The 16,538-nt window shown below is 39.1% G+C and carries 19 protein-coding genes and 1 pseudogene; 14 read left to right on the top strand and 6 right to left on the bottom strand.

What is annotated here, in order from left to right; translation table 11 throughout:
* The first annotated feature begins 23 nt into the window (after window positions 1-23).
* The 7 genes from dnaJ (at window position 24) to OXIME_RS02440 (ending at window position 5,869) form a co-directional block, all read left to right on the top strand.
* Window positions 24-1,136, top strand: coding sequence for a molecular chaperone DnaJ (gene dnaJ / locus OXIME_RS02470; RefSeq protein ID WP_393971903.1), 1,113 nt, complete (start codon window positions 24-26; stop codon window positions 1,134-1,136).
* Window positions 1,137-1,194: 58 nt separating this feature from the next.
* Entirely contained in the window at window positions 1,195-1,716 is a 522-nt protein-coding gene (locus OXIME_RS02465; RefSeq protein ID WP_393971902.1) for a hypothetical protein, read from the top strand.
* Between the two features lie 234 nt (window positions 1,717-1,950).
* On the top strand, window positions 1,951-2,388 hold the full coding sequence (locus OXIME_RS02460; RefSeq protein ID WP_393971901.1) for a universal stress protein: 438 nt from the start codon (window positions 1,951-1,953) through the stop codon (window positions 2,386-2,388).
* A gap of 273 nt (window positions 2,389-2,661) precedes the next feature.
* Window positions 2,662-2,892 (top strand): 30S ribosomal protein S17e, encoded by a 231-nt coding sequence (locus OXIME_RS02455; RefSeq protein ID WP_393971900.1) that lies wholly within the window; start codon window positions 2,662-2,664, stop codon window positions 2,890-2,892.
* A gap of 217 nt (window positions 2,893-3,109) precedes the next feature.
* Window positions 3,110-4,276, top strand: coding sequence for an acetyl-CoA C-acetyltransferase (locus OXIME_RS02450; RefSeq protein ID WP_393971899.1), 1,167 nt, complete (start codon window positions 3,110-3,112; stop codon window positions 4,274-4,276).
* Window positions 4,273-5,109: a 3-hydroxyacyl-CoA dehydrogenase family protein gene (locus OXIME_RS02445; RefSeq protein ID WP_393971898.1), complete on the top strand. Its 837-nt coding sequence runs from the start codon at window positions 4,273-4,275 to the stop codon at window positions 5,107-5,109. The genes OXIME_RS02450 and OXIME_RS02445 overlap by 4 nt, the downstream gene beginning before the upstream one ends.
* On the top strand, window positions 5,060-5,869 hold the full coding sequence (locus OXIME_RS02440; protein WP_393971897.1) for an enoyl-CoA hydratase/isomerase family protein: 810 nt from the start codon (window positions 5,060-5,062) through the stop codon (window positions 5,867-5,869). The genes OXIME_RS02445 and OXIME_RS02440 overlap by 50 nt, the downstream gene beginning before the upstream one ends.
* A 130-nt stretch (window positions 5,870-5,999) precedes the next feature.
* Here OXIME_RS02440 and OXIME_RS02435 read toward each other — a convergent pair whose 3' ends face one another.
* The 4 genes and pseudogenes from OXIME_RS02435 to OXIME_RS02420 all read right to left on the bottom strand — a co-directional run bounded on the left by OXIME_RS02435 (window position 6,000) and on the right by OXIME_RS02420 (window position 7,373).
* On the bottom strand, window positions 6,000-6,209 hold the full coding sequence (locus OXIME_RS02435) for a hypothetical protein (protein ID WP_393971896.1): 210 nt from the start codon (window positions 6,207-6,209) through the stop codon (window positions 6,000-6,002).
* 132 nt (window positions 6,210-6,341) lie between these two features.
* Window positions 6,342-6,533 (bottom strand): annotated as a pseudogene (locus tag OXIME_RS02430) (transposase); the annotation flags it as partial.
* A 239-nt stretch (window positions 6,534-6,772) separates the two neighbouring features.
* Window positions 6,773-6,880 carry a transposase gene (locus tag OXIME_RS02425; RefSeq protein WP_393971895.1) on the bottom strand — a complete coding sequence of 36 codons (108 nt, stop codon included), beginning with the start codon at window positions 6,878-6,880 and terminating at the stop codon, window positions 6,773-6,775.
* A gap of 112 nt (window positions 6,881-6,992) precedes the next feature.
* A complete protein-coding gene (locus tag OXIME_RS02420) occupies window positions 6,993-7,373 on the bottom strand; it encodes a transposase (protein WP_393971894.1) in 381 nt (126 codons plus the stop codon).
* A 431-nt stretch (window positions 7,374-7,804) separates the two neighbouring features.
* On the opposite strand from OXIME_RS02420, the gene OXIME_RS02415 reads away from it, so the two are divergent.
* From OXIME_RS02415 to OXIME_RS02385, 7 genes are all read left to right on the top strand, one after another.
* The gene (locus tag OXIME_RS02415; RefSeq protein WP_393971893.1) at window positions 7,805-8,233 is read left to right on the top strand and encodes a glycosyltransferase family 2 protein; all 429 of its coding nucleotides are present in this window, start codon (window positions 7,805-7,807) and stop codon (window positions 8,231-8,233) included.
* A 99-nt stretch (window positions 8,234-8,332) separates the two neighbouring features.
* Window positions 8,333-8,584: a hypothetical protein gene (locus tag OXIME_RS02410; protein WP_393971892.1), complete on the top strand. Its 252-nt coding sequence runs from the start codon at window positions 8,333-8,335 to the stop codon at window positions 8,582-8,584.
* Window positions 8,585-8,693: 109 nt separating this feature from the next.
* On the top strand, window positions 8,694-9,869 hold the full coding sequence (locus OXIME_RS02405; RefSeq protein WP_393971891.1) for a M20 family metallopeptidase: 1,176 nt from the start codon (window positions 8,694-8,696) through the stop codon (window positions 9,867-9,869).
* Window positions 9,870-10,003: 134 nt separating this feature from the next.
* The gene (smc, locus tag OXIME_RS02400; RefSeq protein WP_393971890.1) at window positions 10,004-13,543 is read left to right on the top strand and encodes a chromosome segregation protein SMC; all 3,540 of its coding nucleotides are present in this window, start codon (window positions 10,004-10,006) and stop codon (window positions 13,541-13,543) included.
* Entirely contained in the window at window positions 13,543-14,370 is an 828-nt protein-coding gene (locus tag OXIME_RS02395) for a hypothetical protein (protein WP_393971889.1), read from the top strand. The genes smc and OXIME_RS02395 overlap by 1 nt, the downstream gene beginning before the upstream one ends.
* Window positions 14,357-14,599, top strand: coding sequence for a hypothetical protein (locus OXIME_RS02390; RefSeq protein WP_393971888.1), 243 nt, complete (start codon window positions 14,357-14,359; stop codon window positions 14,597-14,599). Before OXIME_RS02395 ends, OXIME_RS02390 begins: the two co-directional genes overlap by 14 nt.
* A 130-nt stretch (window positions 14,600-14,729) precedes the next feature.
* Window positions 14,730-15,761, top strand: a complete 1,032-nt coding sequence (locus OXIME_RS02385; RefSeq protein ID WP_393971887.1) for a tyrosine--tRNA ligase — start codon at window positions 14,730-14,732, stop codon at window positions 15,759-15,761.
* Between the two features lie 108 nt (window positions 15,762-15,869).
* On the opposite strand, the gene OXIME_RS02380 is transcribed toward OXIME_RS02385, so the two are convergent.
* On the bottom strand, window positions 15,870-16,160 hold the full coding sequence (locus OXIME_RS02380; RefSeq protein WP_393971886.1) for a hypothetical protein: 291 nt from the start codon (window positions 16,158-16,160) through the stop codon (window positions 15,870-15,872).
* A gap of 129 nt (window positions 16,161-16,289) precedes the next feature.
* A complete protein-coding gene (locus OXIME_RS02375; protein WP_393971885.1) occupies window positions 16,290-16,451 on the bottom strand; it encodes an AbrB/MazE/SpoVT family DNA-binding domain-containing protein in 162 nt (53 codons plus the stop codon).
* Window positions 16,452-16,538 lie beyond the last annotated feature (87 nt).

The raw sequence follows: 16,538 nt of genomic DNA, 5'->3' as shown, positions 1-16,538 counted from the left end.
TCTGAAACTGAGGAACATTCATAATGGCAAAAGATTATTACCGGACCTTGGGCGTAGAGAAAACAGCATCTCAGGATGAGATAAAGAAAGCATTCAGGCAGCTGGCAAGGAAGTATCACCCTGATGCCAACCCTGAAAACAAAGCCCAGGCAGAGGAGAAATTCAAGGAAATTAGCGAGGCATACGAGGTCCTCTCCGATGAAAACAAGAGGAGGATGTATGATCAGACAGGATCGGTGGATTTCGGTTCTGGTAGATCAGATTTCACATGGCAGGACTTTTCCCATCAGGGAGATTTCAGCGACCTGAGAGACATCTTTGACAGAATATTTGGTGGAGGATCAGGTTTTGGAGGTGGAAACGAAAGTTTCTTTGGGGGTTTCGGTAACAATGAACCCAATCTGGATCTTATTACAGAAGTAAAGATTACCTTAAGAGACGCCTTTGAAGGGAACTCTACCACAGTAAAATATCGAAGAAATGCTCCCTGCGAAACTTGCAAAGGGACTGGGGCTGAAGAAGGAAAACTTAAAAGGTGTCCTACGTGCAATGGAACTGGGCAACAGAGAGTTGTACAGGGTCAGGGTTTTTTCAGAATGGTTTCAGTGACAACATGCAAAACATGTAATGGAAGAGGAGTTATCCCAGTAACTCCATGCAAGGTATGCAAAGGTACAGGTTCTATACCAACCACTGAAAATCTTGAAATAAAGATACCAAGAGGGGTAGTCAACAATCTTAGGCTCAGGGTTAGAGGAAAGGGACAATCCTATAACGGTAAAACCGGTGACATGTTTGTTCAACTTGTAATCCTAGATGATCCTCTAGTTAAGAGAATCAACGATGACCTCGAGGTTACACAGGAGATAACCTTCCCAGAAGCCGCCCTTGGTGGAGATAAAACCATTGAGGTATTTGGCAGGCAGCACTCCATAAAGATTCCAGCTGGAACGCAACCTGGAGACGTTATAAAGATTAAAGGAGCGGGGATGCCACATCTGAATGCAAAAGGTTCGGGAGATCTTCTTGTGGTGATTAAAGTTGTAGTTCCGAAGCATCTCAACTCTAAACAGAAAGAGTTGATTTCAGCTTTGATGGAAGAGGGAGAGAAAAAGCATTCCTGGCTGAGGATTTAAAGTTCAATTTCTGAACTTTATCAAATATTTATGTACTAATCGAATATCATGTTCAAGCATGGTATTTCCTTATTCTTCAGTATCTTCGTCACCCTCTCCAAGTTTTTATTCTTATCTCATTCTGCTGGTTATAATCGCTCTTATTGCATTCAGAAGGGTTTCCAGGGGAGTCAATGGGACTCAATTCAGAAAATCCAGGGTTCTAAGGGGGCCAGTGATGTACAGCATCCTTACAGTAATATTCATATTCGTGCTCAGCCCTTTTAATTATGATATATATGCAACAATACTGTTTCTCCCCATAGGGTTACTCTTTGGAATGAGATTCGGTGGTTCAGTTTCGTTTTTCAAGAGAGACAATATAGTATTCTACAAGAGAAATCAGGTTATTCTTGCCTTCTGGCTTCTATCTTTCATGGCAAGAATAGTTTTGGAAATCCTCTATCCAAATATTATCTTTGCAGAGATGATTGTTGATGCGCTTCTTGCTCTGACATCCGGGCTTATAACTGGTGAGGCCGCACACATACTTAACAAGGAAAAGATTTTTGCCACTGAAAATTCTGTTCAGCTAACATAAGAAGATTGTTAAAAAAATTAAAAATATATTTCTGTTTCTTGAGAATCCTTATAAGAAGGAAAGGACAGATGGGAAGAAACTGAACCTCAACACAGTATTGACTCATTGAAGAAGAGGTGCAGGAAAAGAGAGCGGCTATTGAAAACAAGATAGTGATGGCACATGTACCGATAAATCATATCTTGTCAAAGTCTTAAAAGCAAAAATTTAAATTTGCCTAAAACAATCATAATCGTGAAAATACTTGTAGCATTTGACAATTCAACAGCATCCAGAGAGGCGATGAAATTCGCACTGAAACTTAAGCCTGTAGTCGATGAATACCTTATAGTGTATGTCATTCCCACTGTTGTTGGTGCTGGACCAACATTTGATTCCTATGTTCCTCCTTCTGTGTATGTAAAACAGGAGGAATCTTCTGATAAAGTTATAAAAGAAGCAAAAGAGATAGTGGAACCGGAAAACGTAAATGCCAGATTCCTTCAACTGGATGCCTCAGGAGATCAGGTTGCAAATGTTATGATGAGAACCGCGAAAGAAAACAACGTAGACCTAATAATAACTGGTACGAGAAAGCTCTCTGGATTAAGCAAGGTTCTTCTTGGTTCTGTAAGTTCAGAACTTATAAAGATTAGCCATATCCCTGTTCTGGTTGCACCTCCTCCTGAATGATTTTTAGGAATGACAACCTGCATCCGCTATACTCTCTGCCAGATTAATAGAGTAGAGATCTGACGTTGCCCAGACCCCCGTCGTTTAGACGGGCTTGCAGAGTTTCTCCGAATCCGGCTCACAGGCTGCCTTCAAGATGCGGCATACTGTGGTGCCTCTCAGACAGAATACCAAAATGAAGATGATAACTTTCAAAAGAGTTTGATAACATGTTTAATGGATTTCATAACCTGATAGCTTAATATAGGGTTAAAAGATTTACCTCAAGTTACAATGGGAAGTATAAGGTCATCAAATATCAAGCACATTGCGGTTGATTTAGTGGAAAATAACGAGAACCTTTTTGGTGTTGACTTCTACAAAAACAGAGAGATACTGGAAGAGAATTTAAAAGATGTTTCCAAGAAAACCACCAATCTTATCTCCGGCTACGTTACACGATATGTTTTGAAAAAAATGTCCAGGGTAAAAAAAGAAATGGAAGACGTTGTTCCAGAGGAATGAATTTGGAATCATTGTCCATTTGATTGGTACGTATCTTTAATTTTTACAACTTTTTACCATATTGCTTTTCTCTATATTTCAAAAGAAGGTTTTTATTAACTGCATCTGTGGAGTTAAATTGTATTTTTCATGGTTTATTTTCTGATTGGCTATAGATTCATAGAGCCATTTTACCAGAAACAATATTATTTGAAGTGATCATTACTAACAGATTGCTATGAACGACGTTTACATTCTTTCGGCAAAGAGGACTCCAATAGGCAAATTTGGGAAATCATTTGCTGCATTAACTGCACCAGAGTTAGGATCAGAAGCTGTTAAAGGGGCGATTAAAGCGTCAAGGGTAGTACAGTCCGATATTGAAGAAGTAATAATGGGAAATGTACTTCAGGCAGGCGTGGGACAGAATCCGGCAGGCCAGGTTGCCACACTTTCAGGATTGCCCAGCGAGGTAACAAAATATACTGTAAATGTTGTGTGTGCATCTGGAATGCTTGCAGTGGAGCATGCGTTTAGGGAGATAGCACTGGGAGAGAAAAACCTAATAGTAGCAGGTGGAATGGAAAGCATGAGCCATTCCCCCCTTATGGTTCCATCAGAAGTAAGGTGGGGCCCAAAGCAGCTTCTCAATAAGAAACTGGAGTTTATGGATTCCATGCTCACCGACGGTTTGCTGGACGCCTTTTATCATGAGCACATGGGTATTTCTGCTGAGAGATCTGCAAATAAATTCGGAATTACCCGCAAAGAGGCCGACGAATATGCATTTAGAAGCTTTGATCTGGCCCGCAGGAACACCGAAAACAGGTTTTATTCAGATGAGATAATTCCTGTGAACGAGGTAAAAACAGATGAAGGAATCAGGGAAACTTCATTTGAAGACCTTCAAAAACTGAAGCCTGCATTTGGCGGTAATGGAGTCCTGACCGCCGGAAACTCATCACAGCTATCGGATGGTTCATCGGCACTTGTAATTGCCTCTGAGAAATATGTAAATGACAATAACCTGAAACCCCTTGTAAAGATTACAGGATTCGAGTCAACATCTCTTGCACCGAGGGATTTTGTTGAGACACCTGTCCCTTGCACAAAAAAATTACTCTCCAGAACTGGTAAAAAAATAGATTATTATGATGTTATAGAACATAACGAGGCGTTTTCAGTGGCTTCAATTATAGTGCAAAGACAGCTTGGAATAGAGATAGACAGATTCAATATCAGGGGTGGCGCAATTGCAATAGGGCATCCTCTTGGCAACAGTGGGTCCAGAATATTGGTAACTATGATCAACTCCATGATAAAAGATAAACTTAAAACTGGACTTGCAACAATCTGCCATGGAGGAGGAGGGGCACACACAATGACTCTGGAGGCGGTGAGATGAAGGTTACAGTAGTTGGTGCAGGTACTATGGGAAACGGTATTGCTCAGGTCTTTGCAATGGGGAATCATGAGGTAATACTGAACGATGTTTATCCTGAAGCCCTTGAAAAAGCAAAGAAGACAATACTTTCATCGCTCACCCGCATGAATGGAAAGGGACTGCTAAAAGACCCGGAGGATGCAATTCTTTCAAGGATTAAATTTACAGGAGATCTATCAGAAGGAAAAGGTTCAGACCTGTTTATAGAGGCTGTACTAGAGAAAACTGACTTAAAGAAACAGGTTTTAAAGTCAATTAACACGCTGGCAAATGAGAACTCCATAATTGCCAGTAATACATCATCAATATCGATTAATCTTCTTTCCAGGGAAGTTAACGACCCAAGGCGTTTTCTGGGCATACATTTTTTCAATCCGCCGCCCGTAATGAAACTAATTGAGATTGTTAAGTGCAGCAACACATCGGAACGTGTTGTAAAGATGACTTATGAGATGGCTAAATCACTTAGTAAAGAACCAGTAATAGTGGAGGACTTTCCGGGCTTTGTTTCTAACAGGGTTCTAATGCCCCTTATTAGGGAAGCTATTTTGGTTTTTGAAGAAAACGTGGCATCTAAGGGTGATATAGACAAAACCATGAAGATGGGCATGAATCACCCCATGGGTCCACTGGAACTGGCTGATTTTATTGGCCTTGACGTTGTTTATGATATAATGCAGGTCCTTTTTACTGAATTTGGTGATGTAAGATTCAAACCACCTGTAACTTTGAGGAATCTGGTAAATGCAGGTAAACTTGGACGAAAGACTGGAGAAGGGTTTTACAAATACTGAGGTGTGTGGAGTGAATTATAAGAATATAAAGCTGGAAGAAAAGACCAATTATCGAATTGCCTGGATAAACAGAGAGTCTCCTCTCAATCCATTGAACATGGAGACTCTTGAGGAAATTGATAATGTGCTAGGTCTGGAGAAAAAGGAGACTACCATCATAGCAGGCATGAATAAGGCTTTCTCTGCTGGAGCCGATATAAAGAATTTCCTGCAGATGAAAGAATCTGACGCCTTCCAATTCGCCGCCGGGGGACACAGGATTATGAATTCTATAAGCAGTTATCCCTTCCCTGTAATAGCTGCGATACATGGATATGCACTGGGAGGAGGTTTCGAACTTGCTATGGCATGCGATATTAGAATATGCACACCAGATGCACAACTGGGGCTTCCTGAAGTTACTCTCGGGATTGTTCCGGGATTTGGAGGAACACAGAGGCTGAAGGAACTCATTGGAGAGGGAAATGCTTTTTACCTTGCCTCAACAGGTATGAGAATTACCGCTGAAAGGGCACTTCAAATGGGAATTGTAAATGAGATCGCAGACAAAGTTGTGGAAAGATCAGAGGAGATTGCTTCCAGGTATGCAGAACTACCGCCAGTTTCTCTCAGATTGATCAAGAGCTTAATAAGAAAGATCCCGGATGAAGGATTCCAGGATGAAATAGATGCATTTGCAGAGGTATTCGGAACAGAAGATCATGAAACAGGCATAAAGGCGTTCCTTGAGAAGAAAAAACCACAATTCAAGGGGAGATAGTTACATTTCCCAGATAATTGGAAAAATAACATTGTTCAGCCTATTTCATGATGCCTTCCACATTGGTACTTTAATCAGCTTTTAAAAATACCAGTTGGAAAATTCATTCCTCCGGTTTAAAAATATAAAGTCACTGGGTTTTCTTTTTCTTTAACATCCTCGGAATTATTATAGTGAGTATTACAAGCCCTATGACCAGCAGTATTAACCCGGCTTCAAGAGAAGGAGCCTCCTTGGATATCGCCTCAAAAACCTTTCCTATGAAATACCCACCGATAATTACCAGGACAAGCCCCACCACTCCGGTAATCAGTTCAATTTCGTGCCTTTTCGTAACCATTATAACAGTATGTTGGGAAGGAATATATACATATAGTTTACGTGAACATAATGCATGAAAGGAGGATGATTGCGAAAAAAAAATAGTGTACATGAATTGCTGTAATTTCGAAAATATTGTGCACAATCCCAATCAACCTCCATGTTCAAATACTTTCTTCCAGTGATCCACTCCTTGTTTATCTATCATTATAGAGACAACCAGTCTCAATAGAGACTGTTCCGATGGAAATGCTTTCACCTTTTCTTTTATTCTCTTTAATTCAGAATTCATTCCACAATTCATTCTCTTCAGTACATTTGTTGTTTTTATTTTTCTCATGTTTGAATATCCATATGCATGTTAATTGTAAAGATATGGATAGTATATCTAAAACATCTCTGAAGCTTTATCAAGATCTTATTCAACCTGGATATCATGCGCCCTGGATACAAGAGATTGATTCATTCTCAAGATCTTGTTTCAATATCTGCATAACAGAAGACTTCTTCTTTGGTATTAGTTTCATTTAAATTACTCATGAAATAGTCATGCAATCCTCATGAAATGCACATGTACACATGTCAATATTTCCATGATGCATCAATGAAGGATCTTGTCACAGATTCCACTATTCCCTTATGCTTATCAGATATGAACAGTTTTACACACTTCAGGTCTCTTCTCTTCATTCTCTTCAGATAATCGTATAATTATTTTCATTCCACTTCATTTGCACTTCATTTCCACTCCATTTTCGGAATCATGAACTGTTTGAAAGTATTTCTCTTCTACCTTCACTGTTTACACCAATGCATATGGATACAGATCTTTTTTTTCTGTATTCTTTCCCATATTCACATTGAAGTATGTTGCATCTATGTAGATGAATTTCATGTAAGATTCCATGGATCTCTCAGGATCTCTCAAATAAATCAAGATATTTACATCCAGATCAGATGTAAGTGGTGATATGTGTGAAGGTGATACATTCTTTATTCCCAATGCCTTCACAAACTTTGTCACATTGCGTGTCGATACACCGCTGATGTATGATTCCAGCATGACTGAATCCAGTGCTTTCTCAACCCTTGAATATCTTTCGAACACCTCTGTCTGAAATGAAAACTTCCTTATCTGTGATCTCTTAAGAATTATTTTATTATGAACTGTCTTAAGTTTCATTGTTATGGTTCCATATCAGTATCTTTTCTTCTCTTCTAATCTCTCATATGGCATTGAATAGAACTGAATTCTTGCCTCTTCTTATATGAGATCATGGAGAAACTATTCAACAAGATGCTTCTTTCCTTCTTTTCTGTCTTTCAGAAAACTGATTATCATCTCTTTTACTATTTCCAATTGGTCCTGCATATTTTAACCTCTTCAAATCTGAATTGTGCAGGATCTCTTTAATTTTAGAGCACTTTCAGTACACTATCTAAACTATCAATGAAAATATCAATGCTATCGCTATTCTGGATAAAATGGTCAATATACTTAATTTCCATAAATATGATTCCAGAATAATATAATTAAAATCAAAGATATAAAGATTAATATTATCATAATCAAATTAAGGTAAAATTTTATTATCAAAACACAATCAAGTTAAAGTGGATAAACCTATGATGCCTATTTCAATATGCATTACTACTTATCAATCAGGTGAGGTTTTAATTCCAAATATTGAAAGAATTTCTGAATCATATCCAGATATAGAATTTTGCATTACTGATAATTTTTCTAATGATAATACTTATGAGAAAATAAAAAAATTAAATAATGATAAAATAAAAATAAAAAAAATAAAATCAACAAGAGGAAAAGGTAGAAATATTGCCGTTGAAACAGCTACCAGTGAAATCATTTTAATTATTGATGCTGATGTATATATTAATAATATAGAGAAATATCTTGATATTTATATCTCAAAATATTATGGAAAAATTTTAAATATAATAGGAATAAATAAAGGATCTTGGGCTATGTTTATTACAAAAAGTTTATTTTTAAATCTAGAAGGATTTCCTGATTTGAATTAGTCTGAAGACGTTTATTTTGGTAACCTTGCAAAGCATTTTAATTTATATAATGAATTTAAAATTAATAATAATGATATTTATAGTGTTCCTATTAAAAATATGATATCTGGCGATGAAAAAAGGTACTCGAAAAATGTTTTTGACCTTTTAAAAAGGGATATATTAAGAGCAAGAGATAGTATTATATTTAACCATGGCTATATCAAATTTATAAAAAGAAAACGCAATAATAAAGAAAATATACTGATAAATACATTAATTTATGTAATAGCATATCCTTTTTCATTATTTCATAAAAAAGATAAAATTGAAGACAGAATTAAAAGGATTAAAGCTAAAAATATTTTATAATAAAATATATATATAAGATAAATTTAATAATTTTTTATTTCATTTTATATTACTAAATTCAAATGGAAAAAAATCAAAATAATTATAATATGTGAACTGTTTATTAACCATGGAATCTACCAATTTGCAGAACTATAATGCCTGGTCTCTTGCGTTGAAAATCCATGAACTTTCTGAGGTAGGAAGCGCCGAATTCAAATCCTCTGAACTCATAGAAAATATACTTGAGAAAAATGGTTTCAAGGTAGAGAGAGGATACAAAGGAATACCAACATCCTTCAGGGCGGAAATGACGGCAGGCAATGGAAAACCGACTATTGCCTTTCTGGCAGAATATGATGCACTCCTCGGGATAGGGCATGCATGTGGCCACAATCTTATTGCAGCTGCAAATGTCTTTGCGGCGATTGATGCAGCCCAAAAGATCAAGAACGGAAAAATTGTTGTAATAGGAACGCCGGATGAAGAGGGCACCGGAGATTATTCAGGGTCAAAAATACTCCTTGCTGATAGGGGTTCGTTTAATGATATTGATCTGGTGCTTGGAGCCCATCCTGGAAGTGAATGGAACGTGGCAAGCCAAGCACTGGCCGTGCAGGATGTGGAGGTTACTTTTAAGGGACGATCCTCTCATGAAGCAGCAAACCCAGAGCAGGGTAGAAGTGCTCTGGATGCTGCCGTTCTAACCTATACTGCAGTAAACATGCTAAGGCAGCATGTGAGAAGAGATGCAAACGTGGTAATGCACGGAGTTATCAGAGAGGGGGGAGGAGCCTCCAATGTTACCCCTGATAGATCAGTGCTTGTATTTGGGATAAGGTCTTCAGATCTAAACTACCATTCTGTGCTGATGAACAGGTTCGAAAACATAGTAAAAGGCTGCTGCATAGCAACTGAAACAGAATATACCATGAAAAGAATTGGGCCGCTGTTTTCAACAGTAAAGGTCAACAGGACACTTTCAGATCTTCTTAGGGACATAATAGTCAGCAAGGGAATTGATGTACCTGCTGTTGAAGAGAGCCTGAAGAGACTGCCGGGAGGGTCCACGGATTTTGCAAATGTAACGCAAGTTGTACCAGCACTTGAGATTCATTTTCAGATTGCCCCCTCAGGGACGCCATGGCATTCAAGGCAGTCTCTGGAGGCAGCCAGATCTTCGGAAGCAAAGAAGCCTCTTGCAAATGTCATTGAGGTCCTTAGTGAGGCTGCTCAGAGATACATGAATGAACCGGATTTGAGGAAAAAGATCAGGAATGAATTTGATGAACATCCAGTGTCATGAGATCCGATTTTTTCTCATTTAAATAGGCATTTTCTATCTCTTTTACCGATCTGAAAATTTAAAAGACGAAAAATAATAAGACTTAAATACTTATTAAAGCATAAAGTATATGACGATTGTCAGACAGGTTAAACATGATCATTGAATCTCTTGAGCTGGATAATTTTAAATCCTTTGGAAAAAAGACGAAAATTGTATTCAAGAAGGGGTTTACTGTAATCAGTGGGCCAAACGGGAGCGGAAAGAGCAATATAGGGGATTCTCTCCTATTTGTCCTTGGTGTGAGATCATCAAAAACTGTTAGAGCTGACAGGCTTGGGGATCTTGTGCATAATCCTCCATCGGGAAAGAAGAAAAAAGACTACTGCAGCGTAACAATTACGATTAATACCGAAGAGATCGGCAAGCCTGAAGAAGAGAGAATAATCCGAATCACCAGAGAACTTTTGTCTGACTTAGACGGCTACCGTTCAGTTTATTCAATAAACGGAACAAGATGCAAGCTCAGCGATGTTGAAAGGTTGCTTGACGCACTTCACATATACCTTGATTCTTACAGTTTTGTTCTGCAGGGGGACATAAACAACATAATAAAAATGACAGGCGTGGAGAGAAGAAAACTGCTCGAAAGCATAGCCGGTATAGAGGGATACGACATACAGATTGCAAAAGCCAAAGATGACATGGGATCCATTGACGACAACATCACAAGACTTGATATTCTAAAGGAAGAGGCATGGAGAAGATCCCAGGAACTGAAGATTCAAAAGGAGGCAGCAGAAAAGTACAATGTAATCTCCAGAAAGATAAAAGACATGCGAACAACCCTGGTCAGTTATGAAATTGAAGCAATGAAGAGGGAAAAGACCTCCATGGAACAGCAGATAGAGAGAATTAATTCCGAGATTTCCATAATTGAGAACAAGATAAGGGAGCAAGAGACCTCAATAGCAGGTATCAAAGCCCATATGACTGAACTGGAAAGAGAAAGAGACTCCATTGCAGGTTTTGAACTTACAGAGTTGAGAAAAAAAATTGAAAATCGGGTAGTGGAAACTGCAACAAGGAAGATGGGTTGCGAGAATCTCGAAACTGAAATAAGGGAACTTGAACAAAAGATTAAGGAGAACCTCCAGGAAAGGGATGATGTAAGAAAGATACTGGCTGGACTTGAATTGAGTAAGAACGAGAATAATCTAAAGATTGCTGAGAATATCAGGAAAATAGGAGAGAAGGAGTATGAGTTAAGTCTCATAAGGAAAGAAAACGAAAGCGGTTCTAAATTTTTAATAGATGCACAGAAAAAATTGAACAGCATGGAATCTGATCTTTCTGATCTGAGGATAAAAATCTCTGATCTTGACAACAAACGACAGGATATGCTCTCAGAGAGGACAGGTATAAGCAGCAAAATTTCCCATCTTGAGGAAGACCAGAAAACAGTTGAGTTCCAGATAAAGGATGCCCAGTGGAGACTGCGTGAGAGCGGAGATGTGAACAAAGGGCAGAAGGAACAGAGGGAGAAGTTAACAAAGAGATATTACGATCTGAAGGCTTTAATTCAGGACCTTGGAAAACAAAAAGATGACATAAACAGGGAACTTCTGACACTGGGCCGAGAATATGAGAGAATACAGGCTTCCAATGAAAAGAAAAACTCCACCACGGGAAGATCCCTGCATTCCATTATGGCAGCCAGAAATGAAGCAAGGATTTCCGGAATCCATGGCCCTGTAAGAGAGTTGATTTCATTTGATGATGAGTACAGGAGTGCAATTGAATCGTCTGCCGGTTCCAGACTCAATGCAGTTGTGGTGGATGACGATTTAGTGGCAGCAAAGTGTCTTGAAGTGCTTAAGAAAGAGAAGACGGGAAAACTGACCTTTCTTCCACTGAATAAAATGACCATAGGAAGGCCAAGGGGGAAGGCGATAATTGTCAGCAGATCAGAGGGATCCCTTGGATACGTTTTTGAAACTGTAAAATATGACAAAATATATGAAAATGTTATCTGGTATGCTTTCCAGGACACAGTTATTGTGAGAGATGTCGATACGGCAAGGAAATACATGGTAGGTGTACGCCTGGTCACAATGGACGGAGATATATTTGAAGCCAGCGGGGCAATAACCGGTGGATTCAGTGAGAAGAGGTCCGGATTCCAGGACAGTGAAGCAAGAATTTCGGATCTGTCAGCAAAACTAAGAGAACTTAATGAGGAATTAAACGCACTCGGACCAACCATTAATGAAAAAAATATGGAATTGGAAGAGATTACAAGGCAGCTTACAAGCATGTCCAGGAGTGAGGGTTCCAGCGGTTCCGAGGAGCAGCACCTGAAAACAATTGTTGAAGAAGGAAAGGTGAAACTGGAAAAACTCAAGACTGAACTTGAGGATCTTGGAAAGAAACTCAAATTTAAGGAAAAAGAACTTGGTGAACTGGAAAACCAGCGATTTGATCTTGCAAGGAACATTGAATTGCTTGAAAGCGGGAAAAGAAACCTACTTGATAAAATGAGGGAAAACTCACCAGAAACCATGGAAATACAGGAGAAAATAGAGAGGGAACTCAATCAGCTGAAAACAGAAGAGACGGCATTGAATGAACAGATGTACCGCATAGATCGCGATTTTGCCACCCATAAGGAAAGAGAAAAGAATTTTTCAGACAGCATAAGGAAACTGAAGGAAGAAGTTGAGAAGGCCGCAATGGAACAGAAACAGGTAAAGAAAGAATATGCTGAAAGCGACGCAGAGCTGAAGAAGCTTAGAATGTTTGAAAGCCAGCTGGATTCAAAATCAAAGGAGTTTAATGAGAAACTGCAGTCCATGCAGAGGGATATAGACATACATAATGAGAATATAAGAAAACTCGAAGCCGATCTGTCAACACAGAGGGGAATTGTCATAAGCCTCAATGCCAAACTGGATACAAATTCATCAAGAACCCTGGAAAAAGAGAGGGAAATGGCAGAACTTGGCGGGGAGGTTATGGTGGATCGAACAGGCAGCAATGAACTGAAGAGAGGCATTGAAGCATTATCCTCTGAAATTGAGAGTCTTGGTCCAATTAACCAGAAAGCCATAGAAGAATACACTCTTGTTACAGATGAATTCGGAACCCTTGTTGGTGAAATTGATAAACTTAGGGATGAGAAGAAATCCCTTGAGGATCTGATGAAGAGGATCAACGACGAGAAGAAGAAGGCTTTCCTGAAGCTTTATTATTCCCTGAAAACTGATATGAACAGTATTTATTATAATCTCTCTGGAGGCGGGGAAGCCCAGCTTATCCTGAGCAATGAGAATGATCCACTCAACTCGGAAGTCCACATAAGAGCAAGACCAAAGGGGACTAATTTTAGCAGGCTCGATGCACTTTCGGGAGGTGAAAAGAGCCTAACATCTCTTGCATTCATAATGGCTGTTCAACGGACAAAGCCCTCCCCCATCTACTACTTGGATGAGGTTGATATGTTCCTTGATGGTGCAAATGCTGAAAGAACTGGAAGCCTGTTTATGCAGAATTCAAAGACTTCACAGATCCTGGTTGTATCACTGAGGAAGGCCATGCTGAAGTATGCAGATCATGTTATAGGGGTCACAATTTTTGACGATGCGAATTCCGAGGTTTTTGAAAAGACTCTAAACCATGGAACGGAGGCTTTCTGATGGATAACAGCGATATTCTGAATAGCATCATCACACAGGGAACCCTCCTTGATTCTGATGTGGAGATTTATAAGGATATATTGGAGAATTTGGATCATGGAGCTGAATACTCCAACCCTTTTTACAGATCAGTGGCGAGGATATTTGAGATGTGCAAGGAAGGCCTGGTAGATCCATGGTCTGTAAATATAATTGCATTTTCAGCCATATTTGAAAGCCTCATAGATGATAAATTTAGGGATTTCGGCACAGCCGGATATGTTTTGACACTCGCATGGCATGTATTGATGGAAAAAAGCGATATTTCTGTAAAGAAGAGGATGGTTGGGGAAAATGATCTTTTGGAACCTGAGGACCAGGAAGCTTCAGTTCCAACGGAGATAGAAACTGCAGATGCAACTGTATTCAAAAGCTTCAGAGAAGCAATTCTTCCCCTTGATCTGCCGGTGAGATCGGACCATAAGAGCAGGGTACTCCTCGTGGAGCTGCTTGAATATGTTAAAACTGCATACAGGAAGAAAGAATCTGCAGCTAAGAGGGAAAAACCGGAAGAGGCATCCGTCTCAGTTATGGAAGATATAGTGAACGAACTCCATGCAGAAGAACCTGAAAAAGAGATAAATGAACTGTACGAGAAGATTAAAACTATACCCGAGACAGATTTCTATATTGACGCTTATTTCTCAGGGTCAAAACTTGAAAACTTTGTATCCCTGGTTTACTGCCTTTTTCTCTGCAGGGAGAAGAAGATATGGCTGTCACAGGAAGGACCATACATGCCCATAGTGGTACATAAAATTGAAGGGGGAACAGATGGAACACAATAAAAGGAAAACTGGAAAAGTAGTGAATGCTGGATACCGAGTCCGTAAAACATTCTGGTCAATAGCTGGGGATAGAAAACATCAGAGTCCTTACTGGAGTGATAGTAAGCCAAACCTTAATATATACAGATACCCCACAAAAAAAGAATTATTGAAAATAATCCTGTCGTCCATCCTGACAGTTTCAATGGTCCTTCTGTTCGTTTTTGTGATACATATGATTCTATGGTAATCTTAACCTGCATCCGCAAGCCTTATTTTACTATATATACATAAAGTTGGTATTGAACTGCAGCATCTCTTCTGAGTGGTAATTCTTTTTCGAAAATTGTTTAATAGTATGCTAACTATTTCAGTTTATAATGGACGGCATTGAACTGGCAGAAAGGAACATGGTGGAAGTTGTAACTCATGAGGATCTCACTGGGCTTGATCTTTCCCGAAGCAATGGTTATATAGGGTTTGAACCCTCAGGCATACCCCATCTTGGCACTGCCATTATCTGGAAGGAAAAGATCAATGACCTTGTTGCAGCAGGTGTGCATATGAGAATTCTTCTTGCTGACTGGCACGCCATGATAAATGACAAACTGGGCGGAGATATGAGGCTGATAAGACTGAGCGGTGAAATGCTGAAAGGAAGTTTGCTGGCCCTGGGTCTCTCTCCCAAGGTGGAGTTTATATGGGCTTCCCAACTGGTGAAAGATCAGGCATATTGGGAGACTCTTCTGAAGGTTGCAAAGAACACCAGCCTGACCAGGCTAAGAAGATCGCTTCCCATAATGGGAAGGACGGAAGATGAGTCTGACAGGGATTTCAGCAAATACATCTATCCTTTAATGCAGATTACCGATATTATATATATGGGCCTTGACCTGGCGGTTGGAGGCATGGATCAAAGGCATGCCCATATGCTTGCCAGAGATATTCAAGAGAAGATGGGCATTAAAAAAGTTGTATCCCTGCATGGTCCTCTGCTGGGGAGCCTACTGGGTTCAGGAAGAATGGATTCTTTCAAGAAAATGTCAAAAAGTGATCCAAATTCAGCAGTTTTTCTATCTGATTCTCCTGATGATATCAAAAGGAAGCTGAAGAACGCATTCTGCCCCATGGGCGATATTGATGGAAATCCAGTTGCCTCCATAGTAAAGGAGATATTTTTCCCATTTTCTGGAAAACCACTCCAGATTAACAGGCCACAATCAAAGGGTGGCCCGTTCACAATAGGAAACTGGAATGAATTCTCATCCATGTATATGGAGAACAAGATTCACCCAATGGATTTGAAATCTGCAGTATCAGAATATCTTATAGATCTGCTTGAACCTGCCCGTGAATTTTATTCGAAAAATGAGGAAAAATTCCGTGACATACTGGTAATTTATACGAAATGAAATGCGCAGATAAAACATTTTAAGGAACTTTTTCAGAATGTTTCTCTATTTGGAAATATGGGGAGATAGATTTTTACCATGACTGGAAAAGTTTGATCTTAATAAATTTCAAGCTGTTTTTGCTGATGAGGTTTCCTTTTTCATTTCAGCTTTAAACTTTTTCAGCTTTATAATGAACGATACCAGTGCTGCCGCCAGCATTGTAACTAAAATTATGGAAACTATGGTCCAGATATAGGATGTTCTGGAGGCTATGGTTGTAATTAACTCTTTACCGTTCACAGTTGTGTAATTGAAAGTAGTTATAACTGCCATCATGGCTGTGGCGAATTCCAGAGCAACCAGGAAAATAAGAATCATGAGACTTTTGGTGGTTTTTTTAATCATTTTCTCATCCATTGTTATCACGCATCTCCCATATTATTTACGTTCACTTAAGTACAGGAATATTATTTAATGTTCGTACCTAAAGGTTTCATTTGATGCAGGTAAACGGTTTGAACAGTGCTCTCTTTTGCCTCTCACTATTCATTTCATTTTTTCAAGAGTCACGTTTTTTCCTTCGAGGTAAAATCCCACGATATCCTTAGGATCAATCTGAAGCTGTTCGGCTACCTTTCTGGGGAGAGTCATCCGAAGTGAGCTTCCTCTTTTGGATACATGTGCCACGTCAATAAGTGTTTTCTCCATTTCCTACCACTTGAATATAACTATAATGATATTTAAATTCATGCAAATAGTTCACATTGATTAATTATTGGCCTTTGATACATTTGA

This window comes from Oxyplasma meridianum, assembly GCF_038024865.1.
GTDB classification, from domain to species: Archaea; Thermoplasmatota; Thermoplasmata; order Thermoplasmatales; family Thermoplasmataceae; genus Oxyplasma; species Oxyplasma meridianum.
Note: the sequence above shows the minus strand (reverse complement) of the source record. Positions and strands in the feature narration are given on the sequence as shown.

Excerpts from the sequence above, each read along its gene's own strand:
- OXIME_RS02405 (WP_393971891.1), top strand. The coding sequence starts at position 8,694 with ATGGAATCTACCAATTTGCAGAACTATAATGCCTGGTCTCTTGCGTTG.
- OXIME_RS02425 (WP_393971895.1), bottom strand. The coding sequence starts at position 6,880 with ATGAAGAGAAGAGACCTGAAGTGTGTAAAACTGTTCATATCTGATAAG.
- smc (WP_393971890.1), top strand. The coding sequence starts at position 10,004 with ATGATCATTGAATCTCTTGAGCTGGATAATTTTAAATCCTTTGGAAAA.
- OXIME_RS02445 (WP_393971898.1), top strand. The coding sequence starts at position 4,273 with ATGAAGGTTACAGTAGTTGGTGCAGGTACTATGGGAAACGGTATTGCT.
- OXIME_RS02455 (WP_393971900.1), top strand. The coding sequence starts at position 2,662 with ATGGGAAGTATAAGGTCATCAAATATCAAGCACATTGCGGTTGATTTA.
- OXIME_RS02420 (WP_393971894.1), bottom strand. The coding sequence starts at position 7,373 with ATGAAACTTAAGACAGTTCATAATAAAATAATTCTTAAGAGATCACAG.
- OXIME_RS02390 (WP_393971888.1), top strand. The coding sequence starts at position 14,357 with ATGGAACACAATAAAAGGAAAACTGGAAAAGTAGTGAATGCTGGATAC.
- OXIME_RS02380 (WP_393971886.1), bottom strand. The coding sequence starts at position 16,160 with ATGGATGAGAAAATGATTAAAAAAACCACCAAAAGTCTCATGATTCTT.
- OXIME_RS02440 (WP_393971897.1), top strand. The coding sequence starts at position 5,060 with ATGCAGGTAAACTTGGACGAAAGACTGGAGAAGGGTTTTACAAATACT.
- OXIME_RS02395 (WP_393971889.1), top strand. The coding sequence starts at position 13,543 with ATGGATAACAGCGATATTCTGAATAGCATCATCACACAGGGAACCCTC.
- OXIME_RS02435 (WP_393971896.1), bottom strand. The coding sequence starts at position 6,209 with ATGGTTACGAAAAGGCACGAAATTGAACTGATTACCGGAGTGGTGGGG.
- OXIME_RS02465 (WP_393971902.1), top strand. The coding sequence starts at position 1,195 with ATGGTATTTCCTTATTCTTCAGTATCTTCGTCACCCTCTCCAAGTTTT.
- OXIME_RS02385 (WP_393971887.1), top strand. The coding sequence starts at position 14,730 with ATGGACGGCATTGAACTGGCAGAAAGGAACATGGTGGAAGTTGTAACT.
- dnaJ (WP_393971903.1), top strand. The coding sequence starts at position 24 with ATGGCAAAAGATTATTACCGGACCTTGGGCGTAGAGAAAACAGCATCT.
- OXIME_RS02410 (WP_393971892.1), top strand. The coding sequence starts at position 8,333 with ATGATATCTGGCGATGAAAAAAGGTACTCGAAAAATGTTTTTGACCTT.
- OXIME_RS02375 (WP_393971885.1), bottom strand. The coding sequence starts at position 16,451 with ATGGAGAAAACACTTATTGACGTGGCACATGTATCCAAAAGAGGAAGC.
- OXIME_RS02450 (WP_393971899.1), top strand. The coding sequence starts at position 3,110 with ATGAACGACGTTTACATTCTTTCGGCAAAGAGGACTCCAATAGGCAAA.